Source organism: Prosthecobacter sp. (genome assembly GCF_044222565.1).
Lineage (GTDB): Bacteria > Verrucomicrobiota > Verrucomicrobiia > Verrucomicrobiales > Verrucomicrobiaceae > Prosthecobacter.
Genome location: NZ_JBGANA010000001.1, coordinates 13,252 through 29,729, shown reverse-complemented (window position 1 = coordinate 29,729; position 16,478 = coordinate 13,252). Strand labels below are relative to the sequence as shown.

The following is a 16,478-nucleotide window of genomic DNA, read 5'->3' as shown; positions in this document are numbered from 1 at the left end:
GTTCAAATAAACGGCATGGCTGTTCTGAAGGGCAATTGCGTGTACCTTTATCAGCGCAGTTGCGGAAGTATGGGCTGCTGGATGTAGGGTCCGATGTTGGCGCGCGTCCATCCGGACACCGCTCCCTGCAGGAAGGCGTTCACGGCCATGTGGAGCAGCTCCTCCGCACGGGCCCAGGGCTTGTCCGCCACATACACAATGTCCTTCGGCTCCAGACGGAATCCTTTCGCGCGCGCCGAGAGAATGTCCTCCATGTCCACCACGAAGCGCTCCGGTTTGTCAAACGATCCCCGTACCACCAGCACGCGCCGCGTGTAGGCTTTTGCGGTGAAGCCGCCCGCCTGGGCGATGGCGCTGTGCACGGACGTGTGGGCCAGCAGGCCCTGTGTTCCCTGCATTTTCACATCGCCTAGAACATAGATCTCGTTGGAGTTGGCGGAAGGAAAGTACAGGTAGTCACCCGGCTCGACTTTGGCGTTTTGACTCATGTCTCCATGCAGAAAGAGAGCCTCAAGATTGACTGGCAGGCGGGCCTGCCCGCGCATGACGAAGCTTCTTCCCAGATCCGCCAGCTCCACTGTGTTCTGCTGAAAAAGTCCGGTCTCCAGGCCGCCGGCTTCTGCCACGACTTCCAGAACCGTCAGCGGCCGGTCCAGGTTGATCGCTCCCTTTTTCACCACCTTGCCAAGCACATACACCTTGCGGCTCTGAAAGGTCGAGGGAGTCACCACCACGCGGGCGTTTCGATAGTATCGCCGCAGTTCCGTCGTCAGGCTGTCACGCAGCTGGTCCAGGCTCAGTCCAGCCGCCTGCATCTCGCGTGCCTGCAGGTAGGTAAGCCTGCCATCCGGTCCCACCACCACATCCTTGCGCTGAAGCCCTTCAAAGCCGGGCATGTTGATGTTCACCGCATCGCCAGGGCCAAGCGGAAGGATGTCTTGCGCTTGAAGCGACACAGAGCAGGCGAGCACCAACGCTCCAAAACGTGCCAGCGCTGCGGGTCGCAGTTCTGGCGCCTTGTCCAGCAGGGCCGCCACGAGCTTGCAGCCTGCGTCACGATACATGCGCAGTGTCTCCTGCACCTTTTGCACCAGACTCGTTCCGCTGGAACCCGTCCAGATTAGATTGGGCAGCTGTTCCGCGATGAGCAGGGCCTCCGGCTGTTCCACCGCAGGAAGTTCGACGAGGATGACCGTCCCTTTCAGCGTCCGCCAGTGCGCCATCGCCGCCTGCCATTGCTGTCGTTGTTCGGCATTCCATTGCCATTCTTCTTCCATTCCTATCTGGCAGGGCCGGTCGGAGACTTCACGTACTGTACGCCCGGTGCGCTCCGCCTGCTCCACCGCTTCCGTGAGTTTCAGTGCGTCCTCGTTCCGTTCCCGGGTCACCAGCATGCAGGTCAGACCTCGCTGGATGGCGGCTTCCGCCAGCAGCTTCATCAAACGTGGGGCTGCAGTGTCGTCGGCGGTGCCCATCACACCGCAGATCATGGCACCGCCACCGGCGGAAGTTTGCAGCATGGGCTGCAGCCTCGTCCAGGTGCGGAAGGCCCAGGCTTCCGCTGAGGTCTGGGCCAGCGGCAGAGCTCCCAGCACGGGAAGGCCGGTGGCGCGCTTCAGGTCTCCGCTGCTTCGCACGCGGCCGTCCAGCAGTGTCAGCAGCACGGCGATGGCCGCCACCACCAGTGCACCGGCGGCAAATCCGCCCGCGCCCACCATCGCAAGTTTCTGCGTAGGTTTGACGAAGCTGACGTCTTGCGGACGGGCCATGGAAAACAGGCGGAAGTAACCCTGCGAATTCTCTTCGTAGAGCGCTGCTTCGCGTTGCCGCCCTGCCAGCAGTCCGCGGGAGGTCTCCAGCGTCTGCTTGCGGGATTTGATGTGGGCATACTCCATGGCCTGCCGGGGCAGCTGCGCCAGCCGCTGGTTGATCCCCTCGCGCACCTGCAGCAGCTTTTCCAGCTGCTCTCCCATGACCTGCTTTTCCGCACGCAGCCGCACCAGGTCCAGGTACAGGCTTTCCGCCACATTGCTCTCACCGGGTTTTGGCGGAGCGTCGATGCGCGTTCCCGAAGACTTCATCTGCTGCTCCAGGGCGCTCAGCTTTTCCATCGACTCGATGACTGCGGGATGTTCGTCCGTGTACTTCACGCGCAGATCGGCCAGCGCCTTTCGTGCACTGTCCACCCGCGCTGCGTTGGTGTCCACTTTGCCCAGCTCGCGCTCCACCCCTTGGATGCGCACATCGAGTGTGTCATGGTCCAGTTTCAGCGTTTCATATTTCAGCGTGAAGTTGCCCAGTTCGGCCAGCCATGCGTCCATCTGCTTGTCCGCGTCCAGCAGGTTTGACTGGCGGCCGTAGGCCAGCAGCTCCTCATTCACCTTCAGGAGGTCCGCGTCTGTCCGTTCGATCTGCTTTTGCAAAAAGGACTTCATGGCGGCGGCATCGCTGCGCTGCAGGTCGCGTGAGAGCTGCAGCACCGTCTCGGTGTAGGCTCTCAGCATTTCCAGCACGGCATCTGCGCTGACGTTGGAGGTCATGCTGATGTTCACGATGTCCGTGTTGCGTTCCGCCGCCACCACAAGGCCCGAGCGCACCGCGCTTTCCTCGTAGTGATGCTCCATCAGGCTGGTGGTGCCGGCGATGGTGGACCCCGAGTACATCAGGGACATGAGTGTAGGAATGGTGAGATCGCTGGGCTTGAAGGATTCTCCGGTCTCCGACTGCCTGAACGCAGAGGCGAGCTGCTGCTTGATGATCTGGGACTTGGCGGTGTAGAGCGTCTCAAATTTCAGCCAGCCCGCAGCCAGCATGATCGCGGCGCAGATCAGGCCCGCCAGCAGCATCATCCACCAGCGTCGGACAAGGGCATCGACCACGCGCAGGGGATCAAAGGGAAGGTTGATGGCAGGTGCTGCCGGCTCAGCTGCAGCCGCTGCGGATAGCGCCGCCGGATGTGACACATCATGTAGCTCGGCCGATGGCAGCGGCTCCCGCGGCTTGCTGGTCCAGGGGCTGGCGGTGCCGCGTTTGCGGTTGATCGCTGTCAGGCTGAATGAAGTGGGCGGGGCCGCGTTCATGTGGCGCAGGAGATGACCGTGGACATTCCGAGCAGCTGGTCCTGACGGTAGAGATCGCAGGCAACGTCATGCAGGGTTTGCGCGCTGACTTTTTCAGCGCCAGAGGCCCAGGCATGTTCCAGGCAGAGCTTCGCGGTGCGGTTGATCTCACGCGGAATGCCGCGGGAAAGATGATGGAGGTGCGCCAGCGTATCCGCGTCGAAAAGGGAGCCGTCAGCATGTCCGGCCGCCTTCAGGCGGTGTGCCACATACGCTGCGGTGTCCGCTTCACTCAGGGGCATGAGATGAAACCTCAGCCCAATGCGCTGCTGAATGGCCTGGTTGCTGTTCACCAGTCGGCGCAGTGGCGGCTGTCCGATCAGCAGCAGGGTCAGAAGCGGTCGGCCGTTGCCATTGAAGTTGGTCAGCCAGCCGAGCTGCCGCAGAGTGTCCTCCGGTATGTCCTGGGCTTCGTCGAGCAGAATGATCACATGCCTGCCGCGTTCGGCCGCACTCTCGCACAAAGCCTTCAGATGTTCACAGCGGCCAAACTTGCTTTCGGGCAGATGATCCGCGTCCGGCTCCAGCTGCCGGAGGATGTACTGCAGCAGTTCATCAAAGCTGAATCCGGAGTTTTCACAGCTCACAACCACGAATGAGCAGGGGTCCAGGCTTTCGGCCAGCATCGCACTGGTGATCGTCTTCCCACAGCCAATGTCGCCGGTCAGCAGACCCACGCTCATGGTGCGTTCATTGGCCAGGTAAAGCAGGCGGTCCAGCGCTTCCTGATGCTGCGGGCTGCGATGGTAGAAGCGCGTGTCCCACGTCGCCTCGAACGGCTTTGTGGCGAGCTGCCAATGTTGTAAAAGATCTGCCATGTTTCGTGCAGAAAACTTCCTTCTTTTGCACCCCTCCCTCAACCCCCCCAACTGCGGGTCCCTGTGAAGGGCTTTTCATACACATCCATCACCCGCTTCGCGTTTTCGTCCCAGTTGAAGCGGCGTGCGTTCTCCAGACCGGCCTTGATCAGAGCGTCCCGTTTCTCCCGGTGCGTGGCAAATTCCTGCATCGCCTGGACCATGTCCTCGACGCTTTCCGGATCAATGACACGGGCGGCGGTGCCGACGACTTCACTCAGCGATCCACGCGTGGAACTGATGACAGGGCAGCCGCAGGCCATGGCCTCGATCGGTGGCAGGCCGAAGCCTTCAAACAAGGACGGATAGATCATGGTGGAAGCCGCGCGATACAGGTCTGGCAGAACGCCATCTTCAACGAACCCGAGGAATCGCACATCGTTGGCGTGGCGTGCGTTACGGGCCGCGGCGTGAATGTGCTCCGCTCCATGCCAGTCGCTTCCGGCCAGGGCCAGCTGCCAGGGAGAGCCGGTGCTTTCCTTGAATTTGTCGAAGGCCTCGATCAGCCGCGTGTGGTTCTTTGCCGGGTGCTCGAGCCGTGACACGTACAGAAAGAAAGGCTCGTTCAGCTGCCAGCGCTGCGCGGCCATCGCGCAGGCCGCTGCCCGGTCGCCAAGGTTGAAGCGCGCATGGTCGATTCCGTTCAGGATGACGTTCTGCTTCTGCACCGGTACGCCAAAATAGCGCTCCACGTCGCGTGCGGTGCTGGTGCTTACCGAAATGAGGCCGTCCTGCCTGCGTGCGAGGTGCTTCACGATCACCCGTCCGTAAATCATGCGGGCCAGGTCATACTTCTTTTTCACATGAAACGGCGCCAGGTCATGGATGGTGGAGACACGGTTGCAGTGCGCGGCACGGACCATGCGGCGGTAGCTTGGCACATGCAGGACGTCGATCATCTTCTCGTCCAGCCAGCGTGGCAGCACCTGCTGGTGCCACCAGATGTTTCGCACCGCGGGACGCCAGCATTCATCCACCGGCACGATGTTCATCCGGCCGCGCGCAAATTCAAAAAGAGGAATGTCCTGTGCCAGGGCGAGGATGTGGAATTTGACCACGTCCGTATACGGCATCAGCGCCCGGGTCAGGGCCAGCACGTATTGCGCCACGCCGGTTTTACCACGCTGAATGACGCTGGTGGAGAGTGCGATGTTCATGATGCGAGAAGATGTTCCATGTGTTCGTGACGGAGAGATTCGTGAACCACCGGGCTGGCATTGGTGAAGCGCAGGTGGATGTGCTGGCTGGAGGCATGATCTTTCAGGCGCGCCATCAGGCCCAGGCCGCCGCTGTCCATCATCTGGACGTCTTTCAGATCGATGACGACCGGATGGCGTGCGTCCGCGGCATTCTGAATGATGCCAAGGGCGCCGCGCCACAAACCGTCCACACCTTTGCTCGTGACTGCACCGCTCCAGCTGAGATGAAGAGGTGTGGTCCTGGGGCGGGAAGGGGTGACGGGAGGCATGGGCTCCTCCGGTTTCAAAATGCTGTCCATTGCCTCCTCACGGCTGGCAGTCTGGGTGAAGAGGGAGTTCAGGCGTGTCATCTGCAGCAGCTTGAGAACGGCCGGAGAGCAAGACGAAAGTGCCAGACGTTTGCCTGACTGACGGCAGCGCTTTTGCGCGCGCATGAGCAGGCCCAGCCCGGTGCTGTCAATGAACTGTGTGCCCGAACAGTCGATAATGACGCCCTGTTCCGGTCCTTCGAGCGTGTTCATCCACACCAATTCAATCGCCCGCACTTCCGCGGCATCCAGACGTTCCGGACAGAAAAGCTCCGCAACGTTCGAGGGCGGCTCGTCCGGAACCTGCTCTGTCGCGGCAACAGCAATCTGAATGGGAGTTGGCACGGAAGGCACGGATTGGGTGCTGCGCCTGCCACCGCTGGTGAGCCACCACTGCTTGGCGATGGTGCAACCAAACACGACGAAATCCGAAGCGTAGCGTTTAAACAATCGGCGTGGTTCCTGCAGCAGACGATAAAGCCATTCGAGGCCGGTCTTCTGCATCCACCGCGGCGCGCGCTTCATGTGGCCGGCCAGGAAGTCGATGGTGGCGCCGACGCCAATGCTGACCGGCGCACCTGCGCGCAGGTAGTTCATGGCGATCCATTTTTCCTGTTTTGGGCAGCCAAAGGAAACAAAAAGCAGATCCGGGTCTGCACTGCGAATATCCGCGCAAATGGCGGCATGATCCATCTCATGCAGCGGCTTGAAGGGCGGGGACATCATCCCTGCGATCTTGAGCTTCGGGTGTTGCTCCTGAACCTTCTCGATGGCCCTTAAAGCGACTTCTTTCTGCCCGCCGAGGAAATAGACGCTCCAGCCTTTCTGCTCCGCGATGGCCAGCAGCTTTGGCACGAGGTCGGAACCGGCGACACGCTCTGGCAGCGCATTGCCCAGCCAGCGTGAGGCCCAGACGAGGGGCATGCCGTCACAGACGACGAGATGGGCGTCCAGCAGAATGCGGCGCAGTTCTTCGTCATACAAGGCAAGCGCGGTAAAATCGACGTTCGCCGTGGCAATGTAGTGCGGTTTGCGCGAGCCGATCATGCCGGAGATGGTCTCCAGGGCCTGGCTGGTCGTCACATTGTCAAATGGGACGCCAAGGATGGACAACGAGGGCCCGCTCCGGGGCGAGAATGCGGCTTCAGTTGTGTTCATGGGAGTTCTTTGCGGGCTGAAAATGCTGTGCGTAGTAGCTGCTGAGCTGCTTGCCGAGTCCCGACCAGCCGAAGCGCGCACGACAGGTCTGCATGCCACGTTCTTCCACCTTTTGACGCAGGACGTCGTCATGGAGCATGCGTTCCGTGTAGTGCGCGAACATGTCGGCCGTGTCCGCGAGAAGGATGTCCATGCCATGCACCAAATTCAGTCCCTGGGCGCCGATGGTGGTGCTGATGACCGGGGTACCCATGGCCATGCTCTCCGGAATTTTGAGCCGCGTGCCGCCGCCCACACGGAGTGGAACGATGTGCGCCCAGGCACGGCGGTAATAGGGCCGGACGTCATCCACTCCGCCGGTAACGGTGACATCCGGCAGGTTTCCGTGGGCTTTGACTTCGTCCGTGGGAGCTTTTCCGACGATGAGCACCTGCAGATCCGGCACCTGCTTTTTCAGGCGCGGATGGATCTCGGCAAAGTACCAGCGCAGGGCATCCACATTCGGCATGTAGTCCATGGCGCCGCAGTACAGAATAGTGGGAGCGGCATCGCGTGGCACGTCGGTCGATTTGGGGCTGAAGTAGTCGAGATCGACGCCATTGGTGACGACCTGGACGGGGAGCTTGGTGCTTACTTCGGAACGGATGAAACTCTTGTCATCGGGGCCGCACACGACCTGAACGGAACTGCGGCTGGCGACCTGGTATTCGAAGCGGCGGAGCTTCCAGGTCTGCTCGCGGTAGAGGAGGGAAGATTTGAGCCCTTTGGGCATGCGGGCGTGTTGTTCTTCCTGAAACTGCAAGTCTACGCGACTCCTGTCCACACTGAGGGGGATTTCGAGATGGTCCTTGAGGAAGTACTGGGCCATCACGATGTCGCAGACATGGACGAGGTCGTATTCATTCTGGTCCAGCATGTTGCCGATGGTGTCGGCGAGCTGAGGGAGCCACCAGTGGCGGATGGTGGTGGGGAGGGGATTGAGCAGGCGGTTGGGGAAAAGGCGCGGCCAGGGCGGATGCTCGAAGGGAACGAAGACGACTTTCCGGCAAAAGCTCTCAAACACCCCACGATGCTCCAAACGTTCGCCTTTTTCCGACAGGGCGATCAGATCGATGGTGTGATCTTTGGCAAGAGCGCGCAGAAGGTGGAAGACCCGCTGGTAGGTTCCGCGATCGATCGGATAGGGAATGTAGGGGTAAACGACGAGGATGTTCATGAGCTGGGTGAACTGCGGGTACCTAACCTGCGGGATGGTGGGAGTGCATCGCCCGCAAGTGGGGGGTAATGGGTGCTAGTTGAAGCAGTTCCAGAGTTCCGTGTATTGCCTCATGGTGCGCTGATCTGCGTCCCGGTTCGTCCAAAGGAGGGTCACGAGCTCATGCAGGAGATGCTCGCGGGGATAGCGTGCAGGGCTGAGAGGGAGGCCGCGATTGCGGAGGCGGATGAGCAGGTTTCTCCACAGCGGCACTTCAGGGCACTTGTTGCTGCTGTTTGCCACATAGTCGGCAGGGGTGGAGCAGTGGATGCCGAGGCGCTGGTTTTCGAGGCGGAGGAAGATGGTCTGGGCGAGATGGGAGAGGGAGGCGTGCTCGGCGGCGAGCTCTACGCGGGTCTTGGTGGAGCGGGTGGGATGGAGTTTGAAGGCGACTCCGGCGGCGTGATGAGTGATGAGTTGTGTGTCGGATTCGGCAATAACCTGGAGCCGGCGGTGGCGTTCGAGGCAGCTCCAGTGATAGCTTTTGGCTATGGCGAGAACGACATCGCCAAGCGCGAGCTGGGCTTTGGCGAGATTGCGGCCGACGAAATCGGCATCGGCGGAGGTGAAGGTTTCCTGAGAGAGGCGTTCGGCGGCGAAGAGGAGGCCGGAGCAGCGGTTGAAGAGGAGGCGGGTGGCTTCGTGCAAGGGGATGCGGGAGGCATCGCGATGATGGTCGCAGCCGGAGAAGAGGGAGTCGTCTCCGATGATCCAGCGGTGGCCCATGACGAGGTCATAGTAGAACATGCTGACGGGGCTACGGCGGAGGCGGGAGAGGGAGAGGATCTTGAACTCGACATCGATGCCGACGGCGGGGGAGAGGGATTCGCCGAGGCGATGGAGGGCGGCTTTGTAGTGGCGGTCGTTGAGGAAGGTGCTGCCGCTGACGAAGACGAAGAATTCGAGATCGTTGTAGGGGAGATCGCGCATGCCTTCGCGGAGGACGCCGCCTTCGCCGCGGCCGTAGCCGCCGGCTAGGACGAGGCCTTCGAGTTTATGACGGGGTATGAGGCGCTCAACGCCGGCGCGGACATGGGTGCAGGTGACAGCAAGGTGCTGCTCCAGGCTGGCGCTGCCGTCGATGGTGAAGCGTGCGCTCATGCGGAAACGGAGTCGCGGAGGTATTGCTCGACCTGATCGACGATGGGTTTCATGGCGAAGCGTTCGTGGACTTCGTGGTGACCTTCGGCGGCGATGGATTCGCGGAGGTGGGTGTTGCTCTGAAGGAGTAGGATGCGCTCGGCGAGCTGGGTGGCGGCGCCGGCATCGTAGGTGAGGGCGTTTTGACCGTGGCGGAAGAGCTCGCGGCTGCCGCCGGTCATGGTGCCGATGACGGGGAGTCCGCAGGCCATGGCTTCAAGAGGTGTGAGGGCGAAGGGTTCCTCCCACTCGGAGGTGAAGAGAAGGGCATCGTGAGCGCGATACACGTCGGGCATTTCATCGGGTGTGGCGCTGTGCCAGGTGACGGGAAGCGCGCTGTCCGCAGCAAACTTTTTCAGCATGTTCACATAGGTGTCATCTCCTTTGCCATAGACGTGGAGTTCGCCGGTGAACTCGGTTCTGAGAAGTTGAAGCGCACGGAGTGCGGTAAGAATGCCTTTGTCTTCGGCGAGGCGGCCGACCCAGAGCCAGTTTTTTGGGGGGCGTTTGACGGGAGGGCCGCTGAAGTGAGCAGTGTCCACGGGGCAGTGGATGACACCGCCGTGCATGACGTCGTAACCTTTCTCGGCGGTGAGTTCACGGAGGCGCGCGCTGGTGAAGTAGAGGCGCTTGAAGCGGATGTCCCGCACGGGGTTGGTGGGGGCGACGGTGTCGCAGTATTTGCGCACACCGCGCAGGGTCCACCAGGCGCGCTGGAGGCGGGAGGCGAGGGAGCCGTTGGAGCGGTTCCACCAGTCGAGCCAGACGTCTCCGACGAGGCTGCGGAGGATCCAGTGGTCGCTGACGTCATAGACGGTGGGGACGCCGATCTGCTGGAGGGTGAGGCAGAGGGACTTGGAGAGGCCGCCCATGCACCAGACATGGACGACGTCCGGGTAGAAAATATTGAGGGCTTCGCGCAGGGCGAGATTGTTATGAATCTCCAGTTCCTTGAGGGCGCTCAAACGAAGCCAGGGGTGGCCGTAGTAACCGTGAATGCGCAGGCTGCGCTCCACATGCGGCTCCGAGGGCGCGGGATAGGTCTCATCCTGCAGGCCGTGATTGGAAGTGAGCACGCGCACGGTGTGGCCGCGGCTGCGCAGGGCCTCGGTGATGGCGGCGCAGCGAAGCTCGTAACCGCCGACGTAGTGGGGCGGGTAGAGATTGGTAAGGACGAGGATTCTCATGAGGACACCTCCTGCTGCTCGCGCCAGCCTTGGTGGAAGCCGGCGAGCTTGGCGCGGCGCTGCTGCCAGCGGATGCGCATGGCGTGGGCGAGTTCGTGAATGCGGCGATGGGCGAGGCACCAGCGGAGATCGTGGCGCACGTCGTTGAGCCAGCCGAGAAGGACGGTCTGGGGCCAGTTGAAGGCGCCGGGGCGCTGGCTCCAGGCTTTGCCGATGGCGCGAGCGTCTCCATAGGAGCGCTTCCAGCTCTGCTGCGGAGTGTAGTTGTGACTGTGCATGACCACGGACTCCTCGACATAGGAAACCTGATAGCCCTGGGCGCGGCACCAGCGGGTGTATTCGTCGTCCTCGGCGTATTGGAGGTCTTCGCGGAAGCCGCGCTGCTGCCACACATCCTTTCGGAGGCCGCTGCTGACCATGCTGAAGAAGTGATCCCAGCGGGCGGATTCGCGATGGGGGCCGAAGCAGCGGTCGTAATCACAGGCGAAGACGGCCTGGCAGTCGGGGCGGGGGATCTGGCGGCCAAAGCATGCGGCGACGCGGGAGTCGTCCAAGGTTTCAGCGAGCGGGCGCAACCAGTGGTCGTTCTGCGGTGTGGCGTCGGCATTGAGAAAGATGACGCGCTCCGCGGTGGCGAGGCGCATGCCGTGATTCATGACGCGGCTGGGATTGTACTCCTGCGGGGTGATCTGAATGAAGTGCGCAGGTTTGGCGGCGCGAATGAGGTCCTGGGAGCCATCGGTGGAGCCGCTGTCGATGACGATGAGCTCCCAGCTGCGCCAGTTTTGTGAGGCGAGGGCGGGCAGGGTGTCCTGCAGCGCCCAGGCTTCATTGAAGGAGCGCATGACGATGCTGACGAGGGGAGCGCTCATGAGAGTTTGGCCGTGAGCTGGACCTGTGAGGGGTGCAGGGAGGTCTTGGACTCTTTGCTCTTCTTTGCTTCGGAAAGCTCTTCGTAAACGCGGGCGACGCGGCCTGCGATGGTGGGGACATCGAAGTCGGTGAGGACGCGCTCGCGGGCCTCGGCGATGAGATGGGTGCGGATGCGGTCGCTCATCATGAGGGCATCGATGCCGAAGTGGAAATCCGACTTGTTGTCGAGGTCGTAGAGCATGCCGGTGCGGCCGTGGTCGATGAGGGAGAGGGCGCCGGAGGTGCGGGAGGAGAGGACAGGAGTGCCAGCGGCCCAGGCTTCGAGAATGACGATGCCGAAGGGCTCTGCGGTGGAGCTGAGGACGAAGAGGCGGGCAGACTGAATGAGGCCGATGAGTTCGGCGCTGCCGGAGGCGAGGCCGCCGGTGAGGAGGACGTCATTGCCCAGCCCCAGGCGTGAGATTTCGCGGTTCAGTTCATCGACGACGGATTGCGTGGTGCCGGAGCCGATGAGGACGAGCATGGCATCCGGGTGACGGCTCTTGATTTCAGGGAGCTGACGGACAAGCCAGGGGAGGTTCTTGGCGGGATCGAGACGGGCGACTTTGACGATGACATCGCGACCGGCGATCCTCGGGAAGGCTTTGAGAGCAGCAGCTCGGTGGTCGATGGCGTACTGCGCGGCGGGGACGGAGTGCGGCTGGACGATGATGCGCTGTTTGGGATATTTTTCGAGGAGGAGAGAGGCTTCCTTGGGATTGCAGGTGAAGATGGCGTCCGTGAGCTCGAGAACGCGGCGGCTGCGGACGAGCGCGCCGAGGGCTTTGCCCCATTCGTAGCCGCCTTGCAGCGGGGCGGTGAGGCGGGCATTCACTTCGTCCGGGATATCGAGAGCGCCGCCGTGGAGGGTGATGACGTGGGGGACGCCGCGTGCACGTGCGGCCATGAGGCTGATGCCGGCGATGCGATTGAGAGCGTGGGAGTGCATGACGTCCGCGCCGCTGCGGAGGAGCTGCCAGAAGAGCTCGAAGGAAAAGAGATTGCCGCCCCAGGAGACGAGTTCCTGGCGCTGGGCGGCGGAGATACCAGCGACTGGCACAAAGGCGCGGTAGCGCTGGATTTTGGCACCGGCATCGCGCAGGGGATCGACGCTGCCGAGGCCTGCGGTGCCGGGAGCGTGGACGGCGGATGCTATGTCGTGGTATTGCAAGCCCTGGACGAGGCGCTGCACGGCGGTTTCCGTGCCGCCCCACTGGGCGGGATCGTATTTGCGAAGGATGTGGGAGACTTGCATGGGAGTGTTAGGCGGCCTGAAGGGCAGTTGGAGTTTTTTTGGTGAAGCGAGATGGAAGGCGGGAGCGGAGGGAGCGGCGTTCCTCCAAGGTGAGAGAACCGAACCACAGGCAGAGGAGTGCGGTGAGGCCGCCGGCGCTGCCCATGACGAGGATGCGCAGCCAGGTGTTTTCGATTTGTAGGCCTGGGAAGAGAAGGGGTGCGGCGAGCACAAGAGCTGCGGGCACGCAGGAGAGCCAGGAAGGGAGAACCGTTTCGCGGAAGAGGTGCCAGGGATGAAGGCTGACGTCTTTGGCGACCCAGGGCCAGAGGAGGAACCAGCCGAAGAAGAGCGAGGGGATGAGGGAGCCGACGGCCACGCTGACGACGTTTTTGAAAATGAGGGCGAGGGCGATGCTGAGGGCGAGATTCAGCACGGCCTCTCCAAGGCCGAGCCACATGAGGCGACGCTCGTGGCCGGTCATCATGTAGATGCGCTTGCTGACGCTGTGGGTGAGCGCGGTGCTGTAGAACCAGAAGAGGAGGACCTGGGCGACCTGCCAGGTCTCGACGGCGATGTGGGGATCTCCGGTGAGCACCTGGAGCAGCGGCTCAAGCTCGAAGGCACAGAGGAGGTAGAGCGGGGTGGCGATGATGGTGCTCCAGCGTGTGCTGCGCTGGAGGAGATCGCGCAGGGCGGCGTGGTCGCCGGTGGCGTGGAGATGTGCGGCGGCGGGGGAGAGGGTGTCCTGCAACTGGCGGGTGAACTGGGAGAAGACTTCGGCGACTTTGGCCCCGGCCTGGTAGATGGCGACGGCGCCGATGGAGAGGGTGGCGCCGAGCACGAGCTGGTCTGTTTTTCCGAGCACGATGTTGGTGGCGGTGCTGATGTAGGCGAAGATGGAGAAGCCCATGGTCTGGCGCATGATGGACTTCGAAAAGAGGGATGGGCGCAGGCGCACTTCGGGCATGTGGCGCAGGGCGAAGAAGGCGGAGACGAGATCCGGTGCGAGCGCGAAGAACAGGGCGGTGAGCATGATGCTCAGCAGGCCCCAGCCTGCATAAACGGCCCAGGCGATGACGCCGAGGCGCATGAGCATGGCGAGGGTGATGATGTTGTTGGCGGTGCTGATGCGCTGCTGGCCGCGGAGGATTTCCGGGAAGATGCCGAGTGGGAAGGCGAGGCCGATGGCGGCGAAGAAGGCGATGAGGACGATGCGGAATTCTTCGTGGTTTGCTTCTGAGACGCCGAAGGCGCGGACGATTTCATCGGAGCCCAGAGCGACGGTGGTGGCCATGAGGACGGCGACGCCGAGGTAGAAGAAGAGGATGGTGCTGAGCACCTGGCTGAGCTTGTCCCACTCGCGGGTGACGGAGAGTTCGGCGACGCGTTTCTGGGCGGCGAAGCCGAAGCCGAAGTCGAGGAGGATGCCGTAGCCGAAGACGCTCCAGAGGAGGGACCAGAAGCCGAAGGACTCCTGTGGCATGGACTGGTATAAGAGCCGGAAGGTGACCAGACCGACGATGATGCCGACGAAGGTACGGAGGTAGTTGGAGAGGGCGTTGCTCCAGATGTTTTGTTTGACGGAGTCGTAGGTCATCGCGAGGGGGAAAGCTCGCGGGGAGAGAGGGAAGGGGCAATCCCCGCAGGAGAGGGGGATTTGGAAGGATGAATTATGAATTATGAAGGCCGAGCGGAGCGAACGAGTGACGAATGGAGGGCGGAGGTGTGAGGGATGGGGCGAGGCGGAGGAGGTAGAAAGATTGGGGGTAGAAAAATTTCCGGAGTTGGGAAGGGTGAGTGGGTGAGATGGAGGAAGAGGGTGATGGGGACGTTTGGGTTTGCTGCAGAGGGGCGGAGGAGCAGAGGGGGCGTTGTATTTTGGCGGAGGAATGAAGGGCAAAGGAGTGGCCGGGGAGTTGCACCGCAAAGATTTGGAGAACGCAGGGTCTCCAGATGGAGTGCCTACGGAACACACGGAATACACGGAAGCAGGATCAGATGGGATGCGGGTGTGGAAATAGGGCGCTGCTTTTTGGCGAGGGAGTGGCCGGAGATTTGCAACGCAGATTGGAAAGATGCAGAGGCCGGAATTTTTAACCACAGAGGCACGATGAAACGCAGAGGCCAGAGCCGGAGGGATGGCCTACGCAAGGCACGGAATCTACAGAAGCAGGAGCAGGTGGGATGTGGGTGTGGAGAGGGCGCGTTGTTTTTTGGCGAGGGAATGTAGGAGCAAGGGAATGGCCGGGGAGTTGCACCGTTGAGTTGGGGACACGGCAGCTTTGGAGGGCGGAGGGAGCGGGCGCAGCCAATTTTCCGGGAGGGGGTGCGCGCAGGACACTTCGAGGTGTCGGTTTGGGCTATGGTGGGCGCTTGGGGGGGGGGAAGGAGAGAGGGTAGAAAGATTTTGGGCAGAAAAATTTTTCCGATCTTTTGAGTGGGGCGGCTTGTTGTCGAAGGAGTCAAGTATGTGCTGCCTAAGTGTTTCAGGAAAACTGCCCGTGCTTTTTTAACATGGTGAGCCTGCTGGACTGCATTGAAACGCCTGGGTGCTTCAAGATTGCCAGGGTATTGGTTTTCGCCCTTTAAACTAAACTGGGAAGGCTTTAGTGTGGCCAGATAGAAAACAATGTTAATCCTTCGGATTCCAGGCATTGTCTTGAACACCTGTTATGCTGTACCCTATTGAGCGGAACAATAAATTTGGGCTCATCAACCGCCTTGGAGAAGAGGTCGTGTCTCCTCGTTTTTTTGGACTCGGGACGCCAACGAAGGAGGGCACCGTGGCAACAGTTAGCGGAGATTCATTTGGGGTCATCGACCACACCGGCACTTTTCGCATACCGGCCATCTATAAAAGCCTTGGAAACTTCTTTTCTTGCGGGCTGCTCTCAGCAGCAAGAGCAAGCAAGCATGGATATATCGATGTGAATGGCGTGACCGTCATCGACTTTCTGTATTTGTCGGCATCTCACTTCAGTGAAGACAGAGCCTCAGTTAAAACCGGAGATCGTCAGTATTCGTTTCTGGACAAGTCGGGAAGAATTAATGGCGACCGCAAGTTTGAGCAGGTTCGATTTTATTCGGACGGTCGTGCGGGTGTGGTTCTGAATGGCAAGATGGGTTTTGTGGACTTGAACGGAGATCTGGTCATTGAGCCTCGTTATGACTCGCTGGCAACCGGCAACTTCTCCGAAGGCCATGCGTTCGTCTGCGAGCTGTCAAAAACGGTTTTAAAATGCGGGCTGATAAACAAAAGTGGCAATGCTGTCTTGCCACTTGACTTCAGCGGCGTTGGGAGTGTTTACAAAGGGATTGTGAAAGTAAGTCATTTTGGCGGCACGGCCTATGTGCGCGTTCCCAGTTTAGATCACAGTGATCTTTTTGACGATGCAACAGACTTCTGTGATTCACATGCCTTTGTTAAAACTGAGCAAGCTTGGCATATCATTGACTCAGAGTTCGAAGTGAAAGGACGTGTCGATTATGACAATGTAAATCCGTTTCGCGCAGGGTGCGCAATTGTGGAGAAGGATTCCAAGGAAGGCTTGGTGGATTTTCACGGGGCGGCTCTTTCATCCATCGATTTTGATGAGCTTCAGCATATCGATGGTGTTTTGTATGAATTTGTGCGCGGTCGAGAGTCCGGATATATTGACCTCAAGGAAAATGTGGTCTGGTCTTCGCGGGCGTAGGGTGGGCGATTTGGTCGGTGTGCGCTGAAGTAGCTTTGGGGGGCTCGCTGAAGAGAAGATACAGGGGTATTACTCAGGGGGCGAAGAGTTGCCGCAGAGGAGGGCTTAGCGCGAGTTTCGTTTGCACACTGGGTTGCCGGTGGCCTCTCGCATACCTTCGGCATGCGACGTGAAGCGGGGCGTGGGTGATTCGGAGTCCGGTGGTTCACGCTTCACCGCTTCGCGGTTTCGCTTCACCACCGGCTAATTTCTCTGCTCCCTCCGGGAGCGATGAGGTGAACATCTGAACGCAGTGAGGCGAACAGTGTGACGCTTCTTGCCTGCCGCTCTCAAATCAAAAATGTCCTCGTGGCTAATTCCACTTTGGTAAGTTCCAATTGCTGGGTGCCAAAGCCAGCTTTTTCCAGAGTG

Annotated in this window: 11 protein-coding genes; 1 reads left to right on the top strand and 10 read right to left on the bottom strand. The window is 60.8% G+C overall.

From position 1 onward, the window contains the following. Window positions 1-50: 50 nt before the first annotated feature. The 10 genes from ACILSR_RS00105 to ACILSR_RS00060 all read right to left on the bottom strand — a co-directional run bounded on the left by ACILSR_RS00105 (window position 51) and on the right by ACILSR_RS00060 (window position 13,969). The gene (locus ACILSR_RS00105) at window positions 51-3,080 is read right to left on the bottom strand and encodes an SLBB domain-containing protein (protein ID WP_395747682.1); all 3,030 of its coding nucleotides are present in this window, start codon (window positions 3,078-3,080) and stop codon (window positions 51-53) included. Next, window positions 3,077-3,937 carry an ExeA family protein gene (locus ACILSR_RS00100; protein WP_395747681.1) on the bottom strand — a complete coding sequence of 287 codons (861 nt, stop codon included), beginning with the start codon at window positions 3,935-3,937 and terminating at the stop codon, window positions 3,077-3,079. The genes ACILSR_RS00105 and ACILSR_RS00100 overlap by 4 nt, the downstream gene beginning before the upstream one ends. 38 nt (window positions 3,938-3,975) lie before the next feature. Next, window positions 3,976-5,133 (bottom strand): glycosyltransferase family 4 protein, encoded by a 1,158-nt coding sequence (locus tag ACILSR_RS00095; protein ID WP_395747680.1) that lies wholly within the window; start codon window positions 5,131-5,133, stop codon window positions 3,976-3,978. After that, window positions 5,130-6,641: a WecB/TagA/CpsF family glycosyltransferase gene (locus ACILSR_RS00090; RefSeq protein ID WP_395747679.1), complete on the bottom strand. Its 1,512-nt coding sequence runs from the start codon at window positions 6,639-6,641 to the stop codon at window positions 5,130-5,132. Before ACILSR_RS00090 ends, ACILSR_RS00095 begins: the two co-directional genes overlap by 4 nt. Further along, on the bottom strand, window positions 6,628-7,857 hold the full coding sequence (locus ACILSR_RS00085) for a glycosyltransferase (RefSeq protein WP_395747678.1): 1,230 nt from the start codon (window positions 7,855-7,857) through the stop codon (window positions 6,628-6,630). Before ACILSR_RS00085 ends, ACILSR_RS00090 begins: the two co-directional genes overlap by 14 nt. 75 nt (window positions 7,858-7,932) lie before the next feature. Further along, window positions 7,933-8,997, bottom strand: coding sequence for a hypothetical protein (locus ACILSR_RS00080; RefSeq protein WP_395747677.1), 1,065 nt, complete (start codon window positions 8,995-8,997; stop codon window positions 7,933-7,935). Further along, entirely contained in the window at window positions 8,994-10,223 is a 1,230-nt protein-coding gene (locus ACILSR_RS00075) for a glycosyltransferase family 4 protein (RefSeq protein ID WP_395747676.1), read from the bottom strand. The genes ACILSR_RS00080 and ACILSR_RS00075 overlap by 4 nt, the downstream gene beginning before the upstream one ends. Further along, window positions 10,220-11,095 (bottom strand): glycosyltransferase family 2 protein, encoded by an 876-nt coding sequence (locus ACILSR_RS00070; RefSeq protein ID WP_395747675.1) that lies wholly within the window; start codon window positions 11,093-11,095, stop codon window positions 10,220-10,222. Before ACILSR_RS00070 ends, ACILSR_RS00075 begins: the two co-directional genes overlap by 4 nt. Next, complete coding sequence (locus ACILSR_RS00065) at window positions 11,092-12,390, bottom strand: glycosyltransferase family 4 protein (RefSeq protein WP_395747674.1); 1,299 nt, start codon at window positions 12,388-12,390, stop codon at window positions 11,092-11,094. Before ACILSR_RS00065 ends, ACILSR_RS00070 begins: the two co-directional genes overlap by 4 nt. Before the next feature lie 7 nt (window positions 12,391-12,397). After that, the gene (locus tag ACILSR_RS00060; protein ID WP_395747673.1) at window positions 12,398-13,969 is read right to left on the bottom strand and encodes a lipopolysaccharide biosynthesis protein; all 1,572 of its coding nucleotides are present in this window, start codon (window positions 13,967-13,969) and stop codon (window positions 12,398-12,400) included. Between the two features lie 1,075 nt (window positions 13,970-15,044). Here ACILSR_RS00060 and ACILSR_RS00055 point away from each other — a divergent pair. Further along, window positions 15,045-16,067 (top strand): WG repeat-containing protein, encoded by a 1,023-nt coding sequence (locus tag ACILSR_RS00055; protein WP_395747672.1) that lies wholly within the window; start codon window positions 15,045-15,047, stop codon window positions 16,065-16,067. The last annotated feature ends 411 nt before the right edge of the window (window positions 16,068-16,478 follow it).

What these genes read in the sequence shown, in the direction of transcription:
- ACILSR_RS00075 (WP_395747676.1), bottom strand. Translation starts at nt 10,223, where the DNA reads ATGAGAATCCTCGTCCTTACCAATCTCTACCCGCCCCACTACGTCGGC.
- ACILSR_RS00105 (WP_395747682.1), bottom strand. Translation starts at nt 3,080, where the DNA reads ATGAACGCGGCCCCGCCCACTTCATTCAGCCTGACAGCGATCAACCGC.
- ACILSR_RS00090 (WP_395747679.1), bottom strand. Translation starts at nt 6,641, where the DNA reads ATGAACACAACTGAAGCCGCATTCTCGCCCCGGAGCGGGCCCTCGTTG.
- ACILSR_RS00080 (WP_395747677.1), bottom strand. Translation starts at nt 8,997, where the DNA reads ATGAGCGCACGCTTCACCATCGACGGCAGCGCCAGCCTGGAGCAGCAC.
- ACILSR_RS00095 (WP_395747680.1), bottom strand. Translation starts at nt 5,133, where the DNA reads ATGAACATCGCACTCTCCACCAGCGTCATTCAGCGTGGTAAAACCGGC.
- ACILSR_RS00085 (WP_395747678.1), bottom strand. Translation starts at nt 7,857, where the DNA reads ATGAACATCCTCGTCGTTTACCCCTACATTCCCTATCCGATCGATCGC.
- ACILSR_RS00065 (WP_395747674.1), bottom strand. Translation starts at nt 12,390, where the DNA reads ATGCAAGTCTCCCACATCCTTCGCAAATACGATCCCGCCCAGTGGGGC.
- ACILSR_RS00100 (WP_395747681.1), bottom strand. Translation starts at nt 3,937, where the DNA reads ATGGCAGATCTTTTACAACATTGGCAGCTCGCCACAAAGCCGTTCGAG.
- ACILSR_RS00070 (WP_395747675.1), bottom strand. Translation starts at nt 11,095, where the DNA reads ATGAGCGCTCCCCTCGTCAGCATCGTCATGCGCTCCTTCAATGAAGCC.
- ACILSR_RS00060 (WP_395747673.1), bottom strand. Translation starts at nt 13,969, where the DNA reads ATGACCTACGACTCCGTCAAACAAAACATCTGGAGCAACGCCCTCTCC.
- ACILSR_RS00055 (WP_395747672.1), top strand. Translation starts at nt 15,045, where the DNA reads ATGCTGTACCCTATTGAGCGGAACAATAAATTTGGGCTCATCAACCGC.